Annotated in this window: 16 protein-coding genes; 8 read left to right on the top strand and 8 right to left on the bottom strand. The window is 60.2% G+C overall.

From position 1 onward, the window contains the following. Positions 1-207: 207 nt before the first annotated feature. The gene (locus AB7M29_RS00475; RefSeq protein WP_217857382.1) at positions 208-915 is read right to left on the bottom strand and encodes a 3'-5' exonuclease; all 708 of its coding nucleotides are present in this window, start codon (positions 913-915) and stop codon (positions 208-210) included. Then, positions 912-2,852, bottom strand: a complete 1,941-nt coding sequence (locus AB7M29_RS00470) for a putative nucleotidyltransferase substrate binding domain-containing protein (protein ID WP_050682164.1) — start codon at positions 2,850-2,852, stop codon at positions 912-914. The genes AB7M29_RS00475 and AB7M29_RS00470 overlap by 4 nt, the downstream gene beginning before the upstream one ends. 264 nt (positions 2,853-3,116) lie before the next feature. Between AB7M29_RS00470 and AB7M29_RS00465 the strand changes: the two genes are divergently transcribed. Beyond that, positions 3,117-3,563 (top strand): response regulator, encoded by a 447-nt coding sequence (locus AB7M29_RS00465; RefSeq protein WP_052967397.1) that lies wholly within the window; start codon positions 3,117-3,119, stop codon positions 3,561-3,563. 221 nt (positions 3,564-3,784) lie between these two features. Here the strand turns inward: AB7M29_RS00465 and AB7M29_RS00460 are convergent, their stop codons facing one another. Beyond that, positions 3,785-5,962, bottom strand: a complete 2,178-nt coding sequence (locus AB7M29_RS00460; RefSeq protein ID WP_454246124.1) for a malate synthase G — start codon at positions 5,960-5,962, stop codon at positions 3,785-3,787. Here AB7M29_RS00460 and AB7M29_RS00455 point away from each other — a divergent pair. Both AB7M29_RS00455 and AB7M29_RS00450 read left to right on the top strand, forming a co-directional pair. Next, entirely contained in the window at positions 5,945-6,211 is a 267-nt protein-coding gene (locus AB7M29_RS00455; RefSeq protein WP_148710183.1) for a hypothetical protein, read from the top strand. The genes AB7M29_RS00460 and AB7M29_RS00455 overlap by 18 nt on opposite strands. Before the next feature lie 238 nt (positions 6,212-6,449). Next, complete coding sequence (locus AB7M29_RS00450) at positions 6,450-6,968, top strand: glycine cleavage system protein R (protein ID WP_052967399.1); 519 nt, start codon at positions 6,450-6,452, stop codon at positions 6,966-6,968. A gap of 214 nt (positions 6,969-7,182) precedes the next feature. Here AB7M29_RS00450 and rarD read toward each other — a convergent pair whose 3' ends face one another. The 5 genes from rarD to AB7M29_RS00425 all read right to left on the bottom strand — a co-directional run bounded on the left by rarD (position 7,183) and on the right by AB7M29_RS00425 (position 12,981). Further along, a complete protein-coding gene (gene rarD / locus AB7M29_RS00445) occupies positions 7,183-8,070 on the bottom strand; it encodes an EamA family transporter RarD (protein ID WP_052967400.1) in 888 nt (295 codons plus the stop codon). A 187-nt stretch (positions 8,071-8,257) separates the two neighbouring features. Further along, complete coding sequence (locus AB7M29_RS00440) at positions 8,258-9,232, bottom strand: serine/threonine protein kinase (RefSeq protein ID WP_217857378.1); 975 nt, start codon at positions 9,230-9,232, stop codon at positions 8,258-8,260. A gap of 210 nt (positions 9,233-9,442) precedes the next feature. Beyond that, entirely contained in the window at positions 9,443-11,344 is a 1,902-nt protein-coding gene (locus AB7M29_RS00435; protein ID WP_217857377.1) for a PhoX family protein, read from the bottom strand. Between the two features lie 68 nt (positions 11,345-11,412). Further along, entirely contained in the window at positions 11,413-12,177 is a 765-nt protein-coding gene (locus AB7M29_RS00430) for a TOBE domain-containing protein (protein WP_217857376.1), read from the bottom strand. Positions 12,178-12,240: 63 nt separating this feature from the next. Then, the gene (locus AB7M29_RS00425) at positions 12,241-12,981 is read right to left on the bottom strand and encodes a ComF family protein (protein WP_454246123.1); all 741 of its coding nucleotides are present in this window, start codon (positions 12,979-12,981) and stop codon (positions 12,241-12,243) included. A gap of 90 nt (positions 12,982-13,071) precedes the next feature. On the opposite strand from AB7M29_RS00425, the gene bioB reads away from it, so the two are divergent. The 5 genes from bioB (at position 13,072) to bioD (ending at position 17,721) form a co-directional block, all read left to right on the top strand. Beyond that, a complete protein-coding gene (gene bioB, locus AB7M29_RS00420; protein ID WP_038981183.1) occupies positions 13,072-14,127 on the top strand; it encodes a biotin synthase BioB in 1,056 nt (351 codons plus the stop codon). 209 nt (positions 14,128-14,336) lie between these two features. Continuing rightward, positions 14,337-15,515, top strand: coding sequence for an 8-amino-7-oxononanoate synthase (gene bioF / locus AB7M29_RS00415; RefSeq protein WP_217857374.1), 1,179 nt, complete (start codon positions 14,337-14,339; stop codon positions 15,513-15,515). Further along, positions 15,508-16,239 (top strand): alpha/beta fold hydrolase, encoded by a 732-nt coding sequence (locus AB7M29_RS00410; RefSeq protein WP_217857373.1) that lies wholly within the window; start codon positions 15,508-15,510, stop codon positions 16,237-16,239. The genes bioF and AB7M29_RS00410 overlap by 8 nt, the downstream gene beginning before the upstream one ends. Continuing rightward, entirely contained in the window at positions 16,232-17,044 is an 813-nt protein-coding gene (bioC, locus tag AB7M29_RS00405; protein ID WP_217857372.1) for a malonyl-ACP O-methyltransferase BioC, read from the top strand. The genes AB7M29_RS00410 and bioC overlap by 8 nt, the downstream gene beginning before the upstream one ends. Next, positions 17,041-17,721, top strand: a complete 681-nt coding sequence (bioD, locus tag AB7M29_RS00400; RefSeq protein WP_038981192.1) for a dethiobiotin synthase — start codon at positions 17,041-17,043, stop codon at positions 17,719-17,721. The genes bioC and bioD overlap by 4 nt, the downstream gene beginning before the upstream one ends. Positions 17,722-17,751 lie beyond the last annotated feature (30 nt).

Genomic DNA, 17,751 nt, shown 5'->3' with positions numbered 1-17,751 from the left:
CGCGATTGTGGCAGAGGCGGGGGAGGTAAGCAATTGGCGCTGGTCGGGTGGTTTTTGCGGGGGGAATGTCCAGTCAGACCGAGTTATCGTTCATCGCGGGCAAGCCACGCTCCCACAGGTTTTGTGCCGTTTGCGAAATCGGCGGACGACGAAAAACCTGTGGGAGCGTGGCTTGCCCGCGATGGGGCCCGAACAGTCACCGAAGATCTAGAACGAAGGCGCTTGCCGCCGCCGCTTCCACTGACTCAGCCGCTGCTGCAAATTCAACGGGCTATGAATCTGCTGCTGTCGCGCCCGGCTGAATAAAATCAGCACCAGCTCCGCCGTCGCCAAGGCATCGGCACTGGCGTTATGCCGTTCGAAGACCTCCAGCTTGAACCAGTCGATCCACTCGTCCAGCCCGGCCTCGCGAAAGTGCGCCTGCGGGCACAGCAGCGGCGCGATGTCTGCCACGTCCAGAAACGGATGCTGCAACTTGTAACCCAGATGTTCTTTCAGCGCGCGCCCCAGCATGTGCTGATCGAACGGCGCATGAAACGCCAACACCGGACTGTCGCCGACGAACTCCATGAATTCGAGCAGAGCCTGCGCGGGGTCGCTGCCGGCGGCAATGGCGCTGGGGCCCAGACCGTGAATCAACACGCTGGGGCCGAGTTTGAGTTCGGTGCATTGCAGCGTGCGCTCGAATTGCTGGCTGAAGTCGATCGCCCCGTCCTCGATCACCACCGCGCCGATGGACAACAGCCGATCCTTGTTCAGGTTCAGCCCGGTGGTTTCCAGGTCGAGTACCACCCAGCGTTGCTCGCGCAGGCTGCAATCACCCAGCTCGGCCACGGCAGGCAAGCGCTCCAGACGTTGTTGCAGTTCGCCGGGCAAAATGGGGTTTACCGGCCGCAGCCATGAAAACAGGCTCATAACTGATACCGCAGGGTCAGGCTGCTTTGCAGGCGTTGGGCCTGGCGCAGGGATTCACGCAGGATGCGTCGGTCCAGATGATTGAGGCTGTCAGGATCGACACGGTTGGAGTAGGGCAAATTCTCCCGGGTCTGTAGCTGATGTTGCTGCATGCGGGTTTGCTGGATGAAGTGATACGCCTCTTCATAGGCTGCACCGTCCAGCCGTTCGATGACCTCTTTGTCCACCAATTGGCGAAAGCGCTCCAAGGTATTGTTGGTATCGATGCCATGGGCCAGGGCCAGCACTCGAGCCCCATCGACGAAAGGGGTCAAGCCCTGGAGTTTCAGGTCGAGGGTGGCTTTCTCGCCATTCTTGCGAGCCAGCACGAATTCGCGGAAGCGTCCCACGGGCGGACGGTTGCGCAGGGCGTTTTCGGCCATCATCCGCTGGAACAAGCGGTTGTCGCCGACTTGATCGAGAATGCCTTGACGCAGCTGCTCGCAGCCTCGCTCGTCGCCCCAGACCACGCGCAGATCGAAGTAGATGCTCGACCCCAGCAGGTTTTCCGGTGTCGCCTCGCGGATAAACGCCGCAAAACGTCGCGCCCATTCGGCCCGGGACAAACACAGCTCGGGGTTGCCGGCCATGATGTTGCCCTTGCACAGGGTGAAGCCGCACAGCGCCAGGTTCTGATTGATCTGCTGGGCGATGGGCAGCAACTTGCCGCGAATCTCGGCGGCGTGGGCCGCGTCGCGGGCTTCGAACAGAATGCCGTTGTCCTGATCGGTGTGCAGCGTCTGCTCGCGGCGGCCTTCGCTGCCGAAACACAGCCAACTGAACGGCACGCCGGGGTCACCTTTCTCGGCGAGCACCAGTTCGATCACCCGGCACACGGTGTGGTCGTTGAGCAGGGTGATGATGTGGGTGATCTGGGTCGAGGACGCGCCGTGGGCCAGCATCCGCTCCACCAATTGGCCGATCTCGCCGCGCATCGCCACCAGGTTTTCCAGCTTCTGGGCACTGCGAATGGTCCGTGCCAGGTGCACCAGGTCGACCCGTTGCAGGGAAAACAGGTCACGTTCCGAGACCACGCCGCACAAGCGCTGGTCCTTGACCAGGCAGACGTGGGCGATGTGGCGCTCGGTCATGGCAATCGCGGCATCGAAGGCGCTGTGATCCGGCGTCAGGTAAAACGGCGCCCGGGTCATGTGCCCTTCAATGGCTTCATTGAAATCGCTGGTGCCGTTGGCCACCACATGTCGCAAGTCGCGCAGGGTGAAAATGCCCAGCGGCGCCTTTTGCTCATCGACTACCACAATGCTGCCGACTTGCTGATCGTGCATCAGCGTCACGGCTTCACGCAGAGGCGTGATCGGGCTGCAGGTCACCGGGTGACGCATGGCCAGTTCGCCCAGCCGGGTATTGAGCGAGTACTGGGTGCCGAGGGTTTCCACGGCTTTTTGCTGGACTTGCTGGTTGACCTGATCCAGCAAGCTGCTGACACCGCGTAGGGCAAAGTCGCGAAACGGGCTGGAAAGTGCGAACAGTTTGATGAACGCCAGCTTATTCAACTGTAGGCAAAAGGTATCTTCGGCCGCCAGATGTTCGGTGCGAGTCGCCCGTTCCCCCAGTAGCGCGGCGAGGGGGAAACACTCGCCGGTGGTGATTTCGAAGGTGGTTTCGGTCCCGCCCTTGGCCGTGTGCGGACGTTCGCCCACGACTCGGCCTTGTTTGACGATGTAGAAATGCTCAACCGGGCCGTCCGCCGGTTTGATGATGCTTTCGCCGGGGGCATAAAAACGCAGCTGACATTGCTCGACCAGATAGGCCAAGTGGGCGTTTTCCATCTGATTGAATGGCGGGAAGCGCTGTAGGAATTGCAAAGTGCCCTGGATGTTCTGCAACACCGCGGTTTTCCCTGCCTGGGTGAAGGCGTCCGCTTTACTCATAACCATTACCGCAGTCTTTTTCTGATTGTTGTGTCGGATCGTTGTGTCAGATCGTTACAGGCATGGTCGGCCCCTGCGGGCAGGGTGCCCATTGGACGTAAGTCTAGGTAGGCAGTGCCGCGTTCGGGATATGGGAAATGTCTGACACAATTGCGGGAAAAACCTCCTACATTATCTATTGGAATAGTTTCCGACGAAGTGCACATTGAAGTCTGCTTAGCGATGTCTGACCACTGTGTCAGGGATCGAATCGAAAACGTTGAGAAAGCCATGTCCGACCACGATATTTTGAGTGATGCCGAGCGCGAAGCGCTCAGTGCCGTCATGTTGGAACCAGACTTGCCGCCTCAGCGGGTGCTGATCGTCGATGACGATAAGGACTCCAGGGAATTGCTGTCGGAAATCCTGGGGCTTGACGGCATTCACTGCATGACGGCAGCCAGTGGCGAAGCGGCGCTCAAATTGCTGGAGGCGAAGCCATCGATCGGGCTGGTAATTACTGACCTGCGGATGAGACATGTCGATGGTCTGGAACTGATTCGTCAGGTGCGGGAATCGGCTCGTGCGGCGTTGCCGATCATCATCGTCTCCGGCGATGCGGACGTGAAGGATGCGATCGAAGCGATGCACCTGCACGTAGTGGACTTTCTGCTCAAGCCCATCGATAGCGGAAAATTGCTTGAATTGGTCAAGCATGAGCTGGGGATGGATGTGTAGCGGCTCTCAGTTGTGGCGAGGGGCTGTTGTGGCGAGGGGGCTTGTCGGAACGCCGCACTGCCCCGTTCGGCTGCGCAGCAGTCGTAGATTCTCACTGAAAAATGCAGGGCCGCTTCGCGACCCAACGGGGGCAAGCCCCCTCGCCACAGAAGTAGCATGCACAAATAAAAAAGCCCTGATCTTTCGATCAGGGCTTTTTCATGTCCGGCGTCAGCGTTTACTCAAAGGCCATTGGCAGCCTTGAACTCGCGACGACGACGGTGCAGAACCGGCTCGGTGTAGCCGTTCGGCTGTTTGGTACCTTCGACCACCAGTTCGACCGCCGCCTGGAAGGCGATGTTGCTGTCGAAATTCGGTGCCAGCGGACGGTACAGCGGGTCGTTGGCGTTCTGACGGTCAACCACCGGCGCCATGCGCTTGAGGCTTTCCAACACCTGATCTTCAGTGACGATGCCGTGGCGCAGCCAGTTGGCGATGTGCTGGCTGGAAATACGCAGCGTCGCACGGTCTTCCATCAGGCCGACGTCATTGATGTCCGGCACTTTCGAGCAACCCACGCCCTGATCGATCCAGCGCACCACGTAGCCAAGAATGCCCTGGGCGTTGTTGTCCAGTTCGTTCTTGATCTGCTCCGTGGTCCAGTCTGGATTGACGGCCAACGGGATGGTCAGGATGTCGTCCACCGAAGCACGAGCACGTTTGGCCAGTTCGGCCTGACGGGCGAACACGTCAACCTTGTGATAGTGCAACGCGTGCAGCGCGGCGGCAGTCGGCGATGGAACCCAGGCGGTGTTGGCACCGGCCATCGGGTGGGCGATTTTCTGTTCGAGCATCGCGGCCATCAGGTCCGGCATGGCCCACATGCCTTTACCGATCTGTGCGCGACCTTGCAGGCCGGTGCTCAGGCCGATGTCGACGTTCCAGTTCTCGTAGGCGCTGATCCATTTTTCAGCCTTCATGTCGGCCTTGCGCACCATCGGGCCGGCTTCCATGGAGGTATGGATTTCATCGCCCGTGCGGTCGAGGAAACCGGTGTTGATGAACACCACGCGCTCGGCGGCAGCCTTGATGCAGGCCTTGAGGTTGACCGTGGTACGGCGCTCCTCGTCCATGATCCCGACTTTGAGGGTGTTGCGCGGCAGGTCGAGGGCGTCTTCGATGCGACCGAACAGCTCGTTGGTGAACGCAGTTTCTTCCGGGCCGTGCATCTTCGGCTTCACGATATAGACCGAGCCAGTGCGGCTGTTCTTGCGCGAGCTATTGCCGTTGAGGCTGTGAATCGCCGCGAGGCAAGTCACCAGGCCGTCGAGAATACCTTCCGGTACTTCGTTGCCGTCTTTATCGAGGATCGCGTCGATGGTCATCAGGTGACCGACGTTGCGCACGAACAGCAGCGAGCGACCGTGCAGGCTCAGTTCGCTGCCATCGAGGGCGGTATAGGTGCGGTCGGCATTCATGGTGCGGGTAAAGGTCTGACCGGCCTTGGAGACTTCTTCCGACAGATCACCCTTCATCAGGCCGAGCCAATTGCGGTAGATCACCACTTTGTCATCGGCATCGACCGCGGCAACCGAGTCTTCGCAGTCCATGATGGTGGTCAGCGCGGCTTCCATCAGGATGTCTTTGACACCGGCAGCGTCGGTCTGGCCGACCGGGGTGCTGGCGTCGATCTGGATTTCGAAGTGCAGGCCGTTGTTTTTCAGCAGGATCGCGGTTGGAGCCGCTGTATCGCCGTGGAAACCGATCAGTTGGGCATCGTCGCGCAGGCCGGTGTTGCTGCCGCCTTTAAGGGCGACCACCAGTTTGCCGTCAATGATCTTGTAGCCGGTGGAGTCAACGTGGGAGCCGGCAGCCAATGGCGCGGCTTCGTCGAGGAACGCACGGGCGAAGGCGATGACTTTGTCGCCGCGAACCTTGTTGTAGCCTTTGCCTTTTTCCGCGCCATCCGCTTCGCTGATGGCGTCGGTGCCGTAGAGCGCGTCATACAACGAACCCCAGCGAGCGTTCGAGGCGTTGAGCGCAAAGCGCGCGTTCATCACCGGTACTACCAGCTGTGGACCGGCCATGCGGGCGATTTCGTCATCGACGTTTTGCGTCGTTGCCTGGAAATCGGCCGCTTCTGGCAGCAGATAACCGATGTCTTGCAGGAAGGCTTTGTAGGCCACCGCATCGTGCGCAACACCTGCACGAGCCTGGTGCCAGGCATCGATACGTGCCTGGAAATCATCGCGTTTGGCGAGTAGGGCTTTGTTCTTCGGCGCCAGGTCATGGATGACCTTGTCGGCACCGGCCCAGAACTTATCGGCGGTGAGGCCGGTACCGGGAATGGCTTCGTTGTTCACGAAGTCGAACAGGACTTTGGCGACCTGCAGGCCACCGACTTGAACGTGTTCAGTCATTGCTTGCCTCACTCTGCTCAGCTATTTCGCTTTTCAGCTCTTCAATTTAACAATGAAGCCTCTGGCCATTTAAACCACAAACCCATCTACCAGTACATGCCATTGCTGGCGGCTGGGTTCGATCCGATCAACGGCTTTGCGGCCTTGCTGACAGGGCTTTCAGGGGTTGCGGCGGCACCTGCGGCAGACATCGATCCAGCGTTATGTAGTGCGCGCTGCGGCATACTACATGATGAATTGCGGTTGTGAAAATTAGACTAATTACGTCGTTCTGCGACCCCAAGACGCATTGCAGTCACGCCGGGGCACGGGATGTTCTCAAAAAACTATTGGATTGTTCCAGTTAAATATAAAAACTTGTACACGATTTATGGTTTGGCAGGATTGTTGGTGGTGCCCCATTCGCGGGCAAGCCGATTCAGCGCAAGATCAACCCTTGCCTATACTTGTTTTTCTATAACAAAAGTCATGACCAGAGGGCTGCGCCATGGACCATCTCGTACTCACTGTAATTGCTCCAGACAAGCCCGGGCAGGTCGAGCGCATTGCTCAATGCATTGCCGAGCACGGCGGTAACTGGCTGGAGAGCCGCATGTCGCGCATGGCCGGACAGTTCGCGGGGATTCTTCGGGTGGGTGTGCCGGCCGAGGCCTACGACGAACTGGTAGACGCCCTACAGAGATTGGCGGATCAAGGGATCCGCGTGCTGATCGCAGAAAGCGGCATCGAACAGTCCTGCACCTGGAAGCCGATTGCCATGGAACTGGTGGGCAATGATCGTCCGGGCATTGTGCGAGACATTACGCGTCTGCTGAGTGAGCAGGGCGTGAACCTTGAGCAGTTGGTGACCGAAGTTCGACCGGCGCCGATGAGCAGCGAGCCGCTGTTCCATGCCGAGGCTATTCTTGCGGTGCCACTGACCTTGTCGCTGGAGGTGCTGCAATCGCGTCTGGAAACCCTGGCGGACGATCTGATGGTCGAATTGGTGCTGCGCAGCGAACCCTGAAAGGTTATCCAAGTTATACGTGCACCTGCCTGTGGATAACCTGTAGAGACACCTGGCCAGGCCACGTCGGCCGGGGCTCTTCAGGATCTGATCAAAAAACCAGCAGTTTCAGTGACTTGCGCACAAACGCCGGGGATCACACTGTGGATAACCTTGGGAAGGATGGATGCAGGCCACGGGATACGTGGCCTGTAGAGGTTTGTACGTTTTCTGATCAGCTGCGGCGGCGCAGACTTATCCACGCGTCCACGCTGTAAACCGCCAGACCGGCCCAGATAAAGATGAACGCCACCAGCGTGCTGGACGATAAGTGCTCGCCAAACAGCAGAACGGCTTGTAGCAACACCAGCGTCGGCGCCAGATACTGGAGAAATCCGAGGGTGGTGTAGGGCAAGTGCCGGGCGGCGGCGTTGAAACACACCAGCGGCACCAGCGTCACCGGACCTGCAGCCACCAGCCACCAGGCTTCAGAGGTGGTCCAGAATTCGGCTTGCGCGCTGCTCGCCGTCGGATTGAACAGCAACCAGGCGACGGCAATCGGCACCAGCATCCAGGTTTCCACCACCAGCCCCGGCAGCGCCTTGACCGGTGCCTGCTTGCGGATCAATCCGTAGAAGCCGAAGGTCAATGCAAGCACCAGCGACACCCACGGCAGACTGCCGACTTGCCACACTTGCTGCGCAACACCAACCGCCGCCAGGCCAACCGCCAGCCATTGCATGCGCCGCAGCCGTTCGCCGAGGATCAGCATTCCCAATAGCACGTTTACCAGCGGGTTGATGTAGTAACCGAGGCTGGCTTCGAGCATGCGCCCGTTGTTCACCGACCAGACGTAGGTCAGCCAGTTGGCGGCGATCAACGTGCCGCTCAGGGCCAGGATTGCCAGCCGTCGCGGGTTGTCACGCAGCTCGCGCCACCAGCCGGGATGCTTCCAGACGAGCAGCAGTAAAGCACCAAACAGCGCGGACCACAGCACTCGGTGGATGATTATCTCCACGGCGGGCACGTTGGCGATGGCTTTGAAGTAGATCGGGAACAGGCCCCAGATGATGTAGGCACTCAGGCCCAGGATGTACCCGCGACGCGGGTTGGCGGCTTGCATGAGAATCCTTGCTTAGGCAGCTAACAAAGAGGGGATTGTAAGGAGAATTTGCAGGATGTGCTGTGAACCTTGTGGGAGCGGGCTTGCTCGCGAAAGCGGTCATTCAGTCAGCATCTCTGTTGAATGTGAAACCGTATTCGCGAGCAAGTCGAATCGTCGCACCGCCGCTCCCACATTGGATTTGTGTTCAGAATAACTTCAGCGGTTCTTCGTTGAGTGCGGCGAGTTGCTCACGCAGCGCCAGCACTTGATCGCCCCAATAGCGTTCGGTGCCGAACCACGGAAAGCTGCGAGGGAAGGCCGGGTCGTCCCAGCGACGGGCGAGCCAGGCGCTGTAGTGCATCAGGCGCAAGGCGCGCAGGGGTTCGATCAGCGCCAGTTCCCGCGGATCGAAGTCGTGAAATTCGTTGTAACCGTCCATCAATTCCGACAACTGACCGAGACATTCCTGACGATCACCCGCCAACATCATCCAGATATCCTGCACCGCCGGGCCCATGCGGCAGTCGTCGAGGTCGACGATATGGAACATCTCATCGCGGCACATCATGTTGCCGGGGTGGCAATCGCCGTGCATGCGGATGTTCTGGTGCGGCGTAGTCTTGTAGACCTCTTCGACACGCTTGAGCAGGTCGCGGGCCACGGACTCGTAGGCCGGTAGCAAACTTTTGGGTACGAAGTTGCCTTCGAGCAATGTCGTCAGCGAGTCCTGACCGAAGTTCTTCACTCCCAGCGCTTCGCGGTGTTCGAACGGTTTTGTAGCACCGACCGCGTGCAGCCGACCGAGCAGTTGGCCCAGGCGATACAGCTGATCGAGATTGCCCGGCTCCGGCGCACGGCCGCCACGGCGGGGGAACAGGGTGAAACGGAAGCCGTTGTGTTCGTGCAGGCTGGCGCCGTTGTGGATCATCGGCGCAACCACCGGTACGTCGCACTCGGCGAGTTCGAAGGTGAATTGATGCTCTTCGAGAATCGCTTCGTTGGTCCAGCGCTGCGGACGGTAGAATTTGGCGATCAGCGGCTCGGAGTCTTCGATGCCGACCTGATAGACACGGTTCTCGTAGCTGTTGAGCGCCAGAATGCGTGCGTCGCTGAGAAAGCCGATGCTTTCGACGGCATCGAGCACGAGGTCTGGGGTGAGCGTTGCAAACGGGTGGGCCATGCTGACTCCTGCGCGCAGCAGGCTGCCGCGTCCGGCCAAACATGGTAGCGCAGACGGGGCTTCTTTAGGGGGTTGGGCTTGAGATGAGTGTTGTCTGGGCTGACGCCTTCGCGAGCAAGCCCGCTCCCACATTAGATCTAAGGTGTGCCGCAATTTGCATTCACACTGAAGATCCACTGTGGGAGCGGGCTTGCTCGCGAAGAGGCCTTATCAGGCGCCGACGATCCCGCCATCCTCTCGGGTAATCGCCATCACCGAAGACCGCGGCTTGCCGTTGGGCTGGTGCTCAGGGAACGTCGACCCACCGTTTTCCCCCGGATGCTGAATCCCGACAAACAAGGTTTTCTGATCCGGCGAGAAGCTGATCCCCGTCACCTCGCAGCCCACCGGCCCGACCATGAAGCGGCGGATCTCGCCGGTCACCGGGTCGGCACAGAGCATCTGGTTATTGCCCATGCCTGCGAAGTCGCCTGCGTTGCTCGAATCGCCATCCGTGAGGATCCACAAACGCCCGGCCTCGTCGAAGCCCAAGCCGTCCGGGCTGTTGAACATGTTCTGCGGGGTGATGTTCGACGAACCGCCCTTCGGCGTACCGGCGTGGACGCCCGGGTTGCCGGCGACCACAAACAGGTCCCAGGCAAAGCTATTCGAGCCGTGATCGTCGCGGTCGGTGCGCCAGCGCAGGATCTGCCCGTAGACGTTTTTCTCGCGCGGGTTCGGCCCGTCCACCGGTTGCCCTTCTTCGCCGCGTTTGGCGTTGTTGGTCAGGGTGCAATAAACCTGGCCATCCTTGGGGCTGACGACGATCCATTCCGGGCGGTCCATGCGCGTGGCGCTCGCAACGCTGGCTGCGAGACGTGCGTGAATCAGCACTTCGGCCTGATCGGCAAAACCGCTGCTGGCATCGATGCCATTCTTGCCGTGGGTCAGTTCGATCCACTGGCCCTGGCCTTTCGGGTGATCAGCGTTGCCGTCGCCCGCGTCGAAACGCGCCACGTACAAGGTGCCGTGATCCAGCAGGTCGCGGTTGGCTTTGGGGTTTTTGTGGTTGATCTTGTCGCGGCTGACGAATTTATAGATGAACTCGCCACGTTCGTCGTCGCCCATGTACACCACGGCGCGACCGTCATTGGTTTCGGCCAGTGCGGCGTTTTCATGTTTGAAGCGACCCAGCGCGGTGCGTTTGACCGGCGTCGACTGCGGATCGAACGGGTCGATTTCCACCACCCAGCCATGACGATTGAGTTCGTTGGGGTTTTTCGCCAGGTCGAAGCGCGGATCATGTTGATGCCAGTTGATCTCTTTACTGGCCGCCACCGCGCCGTAGCGTTTCTGCGCGGCATCGAATTTCTGCTCGGCATTGCTGCTGCCGAAGCAGTCGGTGAAGTTCTCTTCGCAGGTCAGATAAGTGCCCCACGGCGTCTTGCCATTGGCGCAGTTCTGGAAGGTGCCGAGGACTGTCTTGCCATGTTTGTCGGCGCTGGTTTTCATCAGCTCGTGACCGGCCGCCGGACCGCTCAGGTGCAACGGCGAGTTGCCGTGAATGCGGCGGTTGTAGCGCGAGTCCTGGACGAACTGCCACTGGCCGTTCTTGCGCTGCACTTCGATGACCGACACACCTTCACAGGCCAACGCCTTGCGCACCTCTGTAGCCGATTGCGGCGCGCCGCGATGTGGGAAGAGGTAGTGGTAGTTGGTGTATTCGTTGTTGATCGCCATCAGCGCCCGGTCCTTGTCATCGGGGAACTCGAACAGACTCATGCCGTCGTTGTTGTCGCCGAACTGGACTTCCTGCGCCTCGGCCGTGCCGTTGCCGCTCGGGTCGAACGCCGGGCCATTTTTTTGCAGTGGTTGACCCCAGCTGATCAGTACCGAAGATTTGTAGCCCGGCGGCAGGGTGATGGCGTCGGTCGTGGCGGCAGCGATGCTGTCGAAGCCCAACAGTTTGCTGGAGCCGGCGCTGACGCTGGCGGCCAGCACACTGCGACTCAGCAAATTGCCACCGAGAAACATCGCTGCACCGCAGAGGGCGCCAGCGCTGATGAAGCCACGACGGCTGAGGCCAACCATCTTTTCGAGGTCGGTGGGTTGGTTGTCTTCTAATAAGCTCACATCAGGCTCCCTGCGGGTTTTTGCAGTCACCTTAATGGTGGTCGATGAAGGTTTTGTTGCAGCGCTGATCAGAGCGGTGTGCCCAGCAGAATATTGGACGGTGCGAATTGCACAAGAACCGGTTTGCCAGCGGCGAGTTCGAGGGTTTTCAGGTGCAGCGGCTCGGCCAGGGCGCAAAGTGTCTGGCCATTGGGCAGACCGATGCGCACTTCGCTGGGACCGTCTTGGGCGTCGAGGATTTCTTCAACTGTGCCCTTCAGGCAATTGTTGCCGGGCGCCGCGGCTTGATCGATGCCCAGCAGTTCCAGCCAACCGGCCTTGATCAGTGCCACCACCTCGGTGCCAGTTTGCAGTTCCAGGCGCAAAGTGCTGTCGTGGGTGATCTGCGCATCGATACGCAAGCCTTCGGCCAGTTCAAGACGGATGCGGTCGTTGCGCCCCTGTGCATCGATCGCCACGACCTTGCCGTGTAGTTGGTTGCGTGCGCTGGTTCTGAGCATCAGGCGACCGAGCAGGTCCAGGTCACTGGCCTCTTCGGCGGCTTCCAGCACCTGAGCCTGCAAGGCTTGGAGCTTTTGATACAGGCGCAACACGCGTTCGCCTTCGCTGGACAGTTTGGCGCCGCCACCGCCCTTGCCGCCGACGCTACGCTCCACCAGCGGTTTCTGCGCGAGATTGTTCAGCTCGTCGATGGCATCCCACGCCGCTTTGTAACTCAGGCCCGCGCTTTTCGCTGCGCGGGTAATCGAGCCTTGTTCGGCGATGTGTTGCAGCAACGCGATGCGCTGCGGGCGACGGACAATGTGCTGGGACAACAACGTAGGCAAGGACATGGCGAGACGCTTTGGGCTGTGACGATGGATAGGACGTTGGCGGCTTGAAGTGCGGGAGTCAAGTCAGCCCTCATCGCCAGGTTTGGGTGTACGGGCCAGGCAGTAGACATCGACCCGCGCGGCGCCCGCATCCATCAACAAGCGAGCCAGGGCCTGGGCGGTGGCGCCGGTGGTCAGCACGTCGTCGATCAAGGCGAAGTGGCGGCCCTTGATCGAGGCCGTGGACGCCAGGGCAAAGGCATGGCGCAGGTTCTTTTTACGGGCGTCGGCATTCAGCTCTTGTTGCGCGCTGGTGTCCTGGATTCTCAGCAATAGCGTTTCATCACAAGGTATGTCGAGGCTGACGCTGAGCCAGCGGGCGAGCATCGCTGCCTGGTTGAAACCGCGCTGACGCAGGCGTTTGGAGGCCAGCGGTACCGGTATCAGTGCATCGGGCCGGTCCAGATCCTCATCGAAACGATGTTGCAGGAATTGAGCGAGAAGTTCAGCGAGCAAGCGGCCAAATGGCCACTTTGCGCTGTGCTTGAAACGAGTGATCAAAGTGTCAACGGGAAAGCTGTAAGTCCAGGGTGCGGCAACTCGCTCAAACGCTGGCGGTTGTTTCAAGCATTGGCCGCACGTCATGCCCGTGGCGGGCAATGGCAGGGCGCAGGTTTGGCAGTGCTCGCCCAGCCAGGGCAACTCGGTTTCGCAGGCCATGCAAATTGGCGTGGTGTCGTCTGCGGCTTCTGCGCAGAGCAAACAGGTTTGTTTGTTTTTTAACCAGATGTAAACCCGCCCTTCGTATCGTGGTTGACAGCGCATCGCTCTTCCTTAAATATGCCGAACATCCGTGTCGCGTCTGTGGGTATTCCATTCCCCAGCCGCTTGCCAAGCATAAACAAGGAAACGCCCATGAGCGCCAGCACCACTGCAACCCTGCGTCATGACTGGTCTTTGGCCGAAGTCAAAGCACTTTTCGTTCAGCCATTCAACGACCTGTTGTTCCAGGCGCAGACGGTGCACCGCGCGCATTTCGACGCCAACCGCGTCCAGGTCTCGACGCTGCTGTCGATCAAAACCGGTGCTTGCCCGGAAGATTGCAAATATTGTCCGCAGTCCGGTCACTACAACACCGGCCTGGAAAAAGAAAAACTGATGGAAGTGCAGAAGGTCCTCGAAGAGGCCGCTCGCGCCAAGGCCATCGGTTCGACCCGTTTCTGCATGGGCGCGGCGTGGAAACATCCGTCGGCCAAAGACATGCCGTACGTGCTGGAAATGGTCAAAGGCGTGAAAGCCATGGGCCTGGAAACCTGCATGACCCTCGGTCGTCTCGATCAGGACCAGACCGTCGCGCTGGCCGAAGCCGGCCTGGATTACTACAACCACAACCTCGACACCTCGCCGGAATTCTACGGCAGCATCATCACCACCCGTACTTACAGCGAGCGCCTGCAAACCCTGGCTTACGTGCGTGATTCGGGGATGAAGATCTGCTCCGGTGGCATTCTCGGCATGGGCGAATCTCTCGACGACCGCGCCAATCTGCTGATCCAGCTGGCTAACCTGCCTGAGCATCCGGAATCGGTGCCGATCAACATGCTGGTGAAAGTCGCCGGGACGCCGCTGGAAAATGCCGACGACATCGACCCGTTCGACTTCATCCGCATGCTCGCTGTTGCTCGCATCCTGATGCCGAAATCCCACGTGCGCCTGTCCGCCGGCCGCGAAGCGATGAACGAACAGATGCAGGCTCTGGCGTTCTTCGCCGGTGCCAACTCGATTTTCTACGGCGAAAAACTGCTGACCACCGCCAACCCGCAGGCGGACAAGGACATGCAGCTGTTCTCGCGTCTGGGCATCCTGCCGGAAGCGCGCGAAGAGCACGCCGACGAAGTGCATCAAGCCGCCATCGAACAGGCACTGGTGGAGCAGAAGAGCAGCGAGCAGTTCTATAACGCTGCTGTCTGATCCAGCACAAATCGAATGTGGGAGCGGGCTCGCTCGCGAAGGCGTCAGTACAGCCGACATCAATGTTGAATGTCACACTGCTTTCGCGAGCAAGCCCGCTCCCACATTAACCGCGCTCAACCTGTGGGAGCGTGGCTTGCCCGCGATGGCCGTGACTCGGTCTCCAGACAAGTCAGTACAGCTCCCCACATCTGACCTTCGAGGCCTGCATGTCTTTCGATCTCAGCGCGCGCCTTGCTGCCCGTCGTGCCGAAAACCTTTATCGCCAGCGCCCGCTGCTCGAAAGCCCGCAGGGCCCGGAAGTGGTGGTCGATGGTCAGCCGTTGCTGGCGTTCTGTAACAACGACTACCTGGGCCTGGCCAATCACCCGCAAGTGATCGAAGCCTGGCGCGCGGGCGCGTCGCGTTGGGGCGTGGGTGGTGGCGCTTCGCATCTTGTGATCGGCCACAGCGGCCCGCATCACGCACTGGAAGAAGCCCTCGCCGAGTTCACCGGCCGCCCGCGAGCGTTGTTGTTCACCACCGGGTACATGGCTAACCTCGGCGCGGTCACCGCATTGATCGGGCAAGGCGATACGGTGCTGGAAGACCGCCTCAATCACGCATCGTTGCTGGATGCGGGGTTGTTGTCCGGTGCGCGCTTCAATCGTTATCTGCATAACGACGCGGCCAGTCTGGCCAAGCGCCTCGAGAAGGCCACCGGCAATACGCTGGTGGTCACCGATGGCGTGTTCAGTATGGACGGTGACATCGCCGACCTGCCGGCGCTGGCACGGGAAGCCAAGGCCAAAGGCGCATGGCTGATGGTCGACGACGCTCACGGTTTTGGTCCGCTGGGTGCCAATGGCGGCGGGATCGTCGAGCATTTTGGTCTGAGTCAGGAAGACGTGCCGGTGTTGGTCGGCACCCTCGGCAAGGCTTTCGGTACAGCCGGTGCTTTTGTGGCTGGCAGTGAAGAGTTGATCGAAAGCCTGATCCAGTTCGCTCGCCCTTACATCTACACCACCAGCCAACCACCGGCGCTGGCTTGCGCGACGTTGAAAAGCCTGGAGTTGCTACGCAGCGAACACTGGCGACGTGAGCATCTGCAGACGCTGATTCGCCAGTTCCGCCAAGGCGCCGAACAGATTGGCCTGGAGTTGATGGACAGCTTCACGCCGATCCAGCCGATCATGATCGGCGATGCCGGGCGCGCGGTTCGACTGTCGCAGATGCTGCGCGAACGCGGACTGATGGTGACTGCGATTCGTCCACCGACTGTGCCTGCGGGTAGCGCACGTTTGCGCGTCACCCTGACCGCCGCTCACAGCGAGGCGCAGGTACAGCTATTGTTAAATGGACTGGCCGATTGTTTTCAACAACTGGGACCGGAGCCAAGCCATGCGTGATCGTCTGATTCTGCTGCCGGGTTGGGGGCTCGGGATTTCGCCGCTGGAACCCTTGGCAGCCGCCTTGCAGGGTTTGGATGAGCACCTGCATGTCGAGATCGAGCCGTTGCCGGAGCTGGAATCGAGCGACCTTGAAGAATGGCTCGATGAGTTGGACTCGACGTTGCCACAGGATGCCTGGCTCGGTGGCTGGTCATTGGGCGGCATGCTGGCGTCCGAATTAGCGGCGCGACGCGGTGACCGCTGCTGCGGCCTGGTGACGCTGGCGAGCAACCCTTCCTTTGTCGCCCATGAACAATGGTCGAGCGCGATGCCCGGTGAGACCTTCGATGCGTTTCTGGCCGGCTGCAAGGCTGACTCGCGCATGACGTTGAAACGTTTTTCGCTGCTGTGCGCCCAAGGTGCCGAAGACCCGCGCGGGATATCACGACTGTTGCTCGCTGGCGCACCGCATACGTCTTCGCCGGTGTTGATGAGCGGCCTGGAGTTGCTTGCCCAACTGGATACCCGGCAAGCGTTGCAAGCGTTTCGTGGGCCACAATTGCATTTGTTTGGCGGCCTCGACGGGCTGGTCCCGGCCGAAGCGGCGGGGGATTTGCTGGCACTGCTGCCGGATGTCGAAATCGGTCTGATTGAACAGGCCAGTCACGCGTTTCTTCTGGAAGACCCTCACGGTGTGGCGGGGGCGATTCAGGCCTTTTTGCATGAGTTCGGTGATGACTGATTTATCCCTTCCCAACCTGCCCGGCGGCTTGCCCGACAAACGCCAGGTGGCGGCGTCCTTTTCCCGTGCGGCGGCGAGCTACGACAGCGTGGCCGAATTGCAGCGCGACGTGGGCAGCGAGTTGTTACGTCGGTTGCCGGAAGATTTTGTCCCTGCTCGTTGGCTGGATATGGGCTGCGGCACCGGGTATTTCAGCCGAGCCTTGGCGGAGAAATTTGCTGCGAGCGCTGGCGTGGCGTTGGACATCGCAGAAGGCATGCTCAATCACGCCCGTCCCTTGGGCGGCGCGACTCATTTCATCGCGGGCGATGCGGAGCGCTTGCCGTTGCAGGACTCTACCTGCGACCTGGTCTTCTCCAGCCTGGCGGTGCAATGGTGCGCGGATTTCGCCTCGGTGCTCAATGAAGCGTATCGGGTACTGAAACCGGGCGGAATTTTCGCGTTTGCTAGTCTGTGTGTAGGCACTCTGTACGAATTGCGCGACAGCTGGCGTCAGGTGGATGGCATGGTGCACGTCAACCGCTTCCGCGAGTTCGGTGTTTACCAACAGCTTTGCGCGGGCAGCGGCTTGAAGGTCGTCAGACTCGAAACGCAGCCGCATGTGTTGCATTACCCCGATGTCCGCAGCCTGACCCATGAGCTCAAGGCACTTGGGGCGCATAACCTGAACCCCGGTCGGCCAGGCGGTTTGACCGGCAGGGCGCGGATCCTCGGCCTGATCGAGGCTTACGAGCAGTATCGTCAGGCACAGGGACTGCCGGCGACTTATCAAGTGGTTTACGCCGTGTTGGAGAAACCCTTATGAGCGCAGCCTATTTCATCACCGGTACTGACACCGATGTCGGCAAGACCACCGTCGCCGCAGGTTTGCTGCATGCCGCGCGATTAGCGGGTTTGAGCACTGCGGCAGGCAAGCCGGTGGCCTCTGGTTGCGACCTGACGCCCAAGGGTTTGCGTAATGCCGATGCGTTGGCACTGTTGGCCGAGTGCTCGATACCGTTGACCTACGATCAGGTCAATCCGGTCGCGTTCGAACCGGCGATTGCACCACACTTGGCAGCCCGGGAGGCTGGCGTAGCGTTGACCGTGCAATCGCTGCTGACACCGATGCGGCAGATTCTCGATATGCAGGCGGACTTCACCTTGATTGAAGGCGCTGGCGGCTGGCGAGTGCCGTTGGCAGATCAGGACAATCTGTCGGACCTGGCCATGGCACTGGGTCTGCCGGTGATCCTGGTGGTCGGCGTGCGCTTGGGTTGCATCAATCATGCGCTGCTAACGGCCGAGGCGATCGCACGGGATGGTTTGCAGCTGGCAGGGTGGGTGGCCAACATCATCGATCCGAAGACTTCGCGCCTGGAAGAGAACCTCGCGACATTGGCCGAGCGCATCCCCGCGCCGTGCCTGGGGCGAGTGCCAAAACTCAAATCGGTGACAGCCGACGCAGTGGCTGAACATCTGCAGCTGGATCTGCTGGACTGAGATTGTTGGCTGGGGTTTTACCTATGGCAA

Source organism: Pseudomonas sp. F-14 TE3623 (assembly GCF_053629015.1).
The sequence above is the reverse complement of the archived record's forward strand: the minus strand, read 5'-3'. Positions and strand labels throughout refer to the sequence as shown.

Coding starts and splice junctions, on each gene's coding strand:
- AB7M29_RS00465 (WP_052967397.1), top strand. CDS start 3,117: ATGTCCGACCACGATATTTTGAGTGATGCCGAGCGCGAAGCGCTCAGT.
- bioF (WP_217857374.1), top strand. CDS start 14,337: ATGTCTTTCGATCTCAGCGCGCGCCTTGCTGCCCGTCGTGCCGAAAAC.
- AB7M29_RS00475 (WP_217857382.1), bottom strand. CDS start 915: ATGAGCCTGTTTTCATGGCTGCGGCCGGTAAACCCCATTTTGCCCGGC.
- bioD (WP_038981192.1), top strand. CDS start 17,041: ATGAGCGCAGCCTATTTCATCACCGGTACTGACACCGATGTCGGCAAG.
- AB7M29_RS00470 (WP_050682164.1), bottom strand. CDS start 2,852: ATGGTTATGAGTAAAGCGGACGCCTTCACCCAGGCAGGGAAAACCGCG.
- AB7M29_RS00460 (WP_454246124.1), bottom strand. CDS start 5,962: ATGACTGAACACGTTCAAGTCGGTGGCCTGCAGGTCGCCAAAGTCCTG.
- AB7M29_RS00440 (WP_217857378.1), bottom strand. CDS start 9,232: ATGGCCCACCCGTTTGCAACGCTCACCCCAGACCTCGTGCTCGATGCC.
- rarD (WP_052967400.1), bottom strand. CDS start 8,070: ATGCAAGCCGCCAACCCGCGTCGCGGGTACATCCTGGGCCTGAGTGCC.
- AB7M29_RS00430 (WP_217857376.1), bottom strand. CDS start 12,177: ATGTCCTTGCCTACGTTGTTGTCCCAGCACATTGTCCGTCGCCCGCAG.
- bioC (WP_217857372.1), top strand. CDS start 16,232: ATGACTGATTTATCCCTTCCCAACCTGCCCGGCGGCTTGCCCGACAAA.
- AB7M29_RS00425 (WP_454246123.1), bottom strand. CDS start 12,981: ATGCGCTGTCAACCACGATACGAAGGGCGGGTTTACATCTGGTTAAAA.
- AB7M29_RS00410 (WP_217857373.1), top strand. CDS start 15,508: ATGCGTGATCGTCTGATTCTGCTGCCGGGTTGGGGGCTCGGGATTTCG.
- bioB (WP_038981183.1), top strand. CDS start 13,072: ATGAGCGCCAGCACCACTGCAACCCTGCGTCATGACTGGTCTTTGGCC.
- AB7M29_RS00450 (WP_052967399.1), top strand. CDS start 6,450: ATGGACCATCTCGTACTCACTGTAATTGCTCCAGACAAGCCCGGGCAG.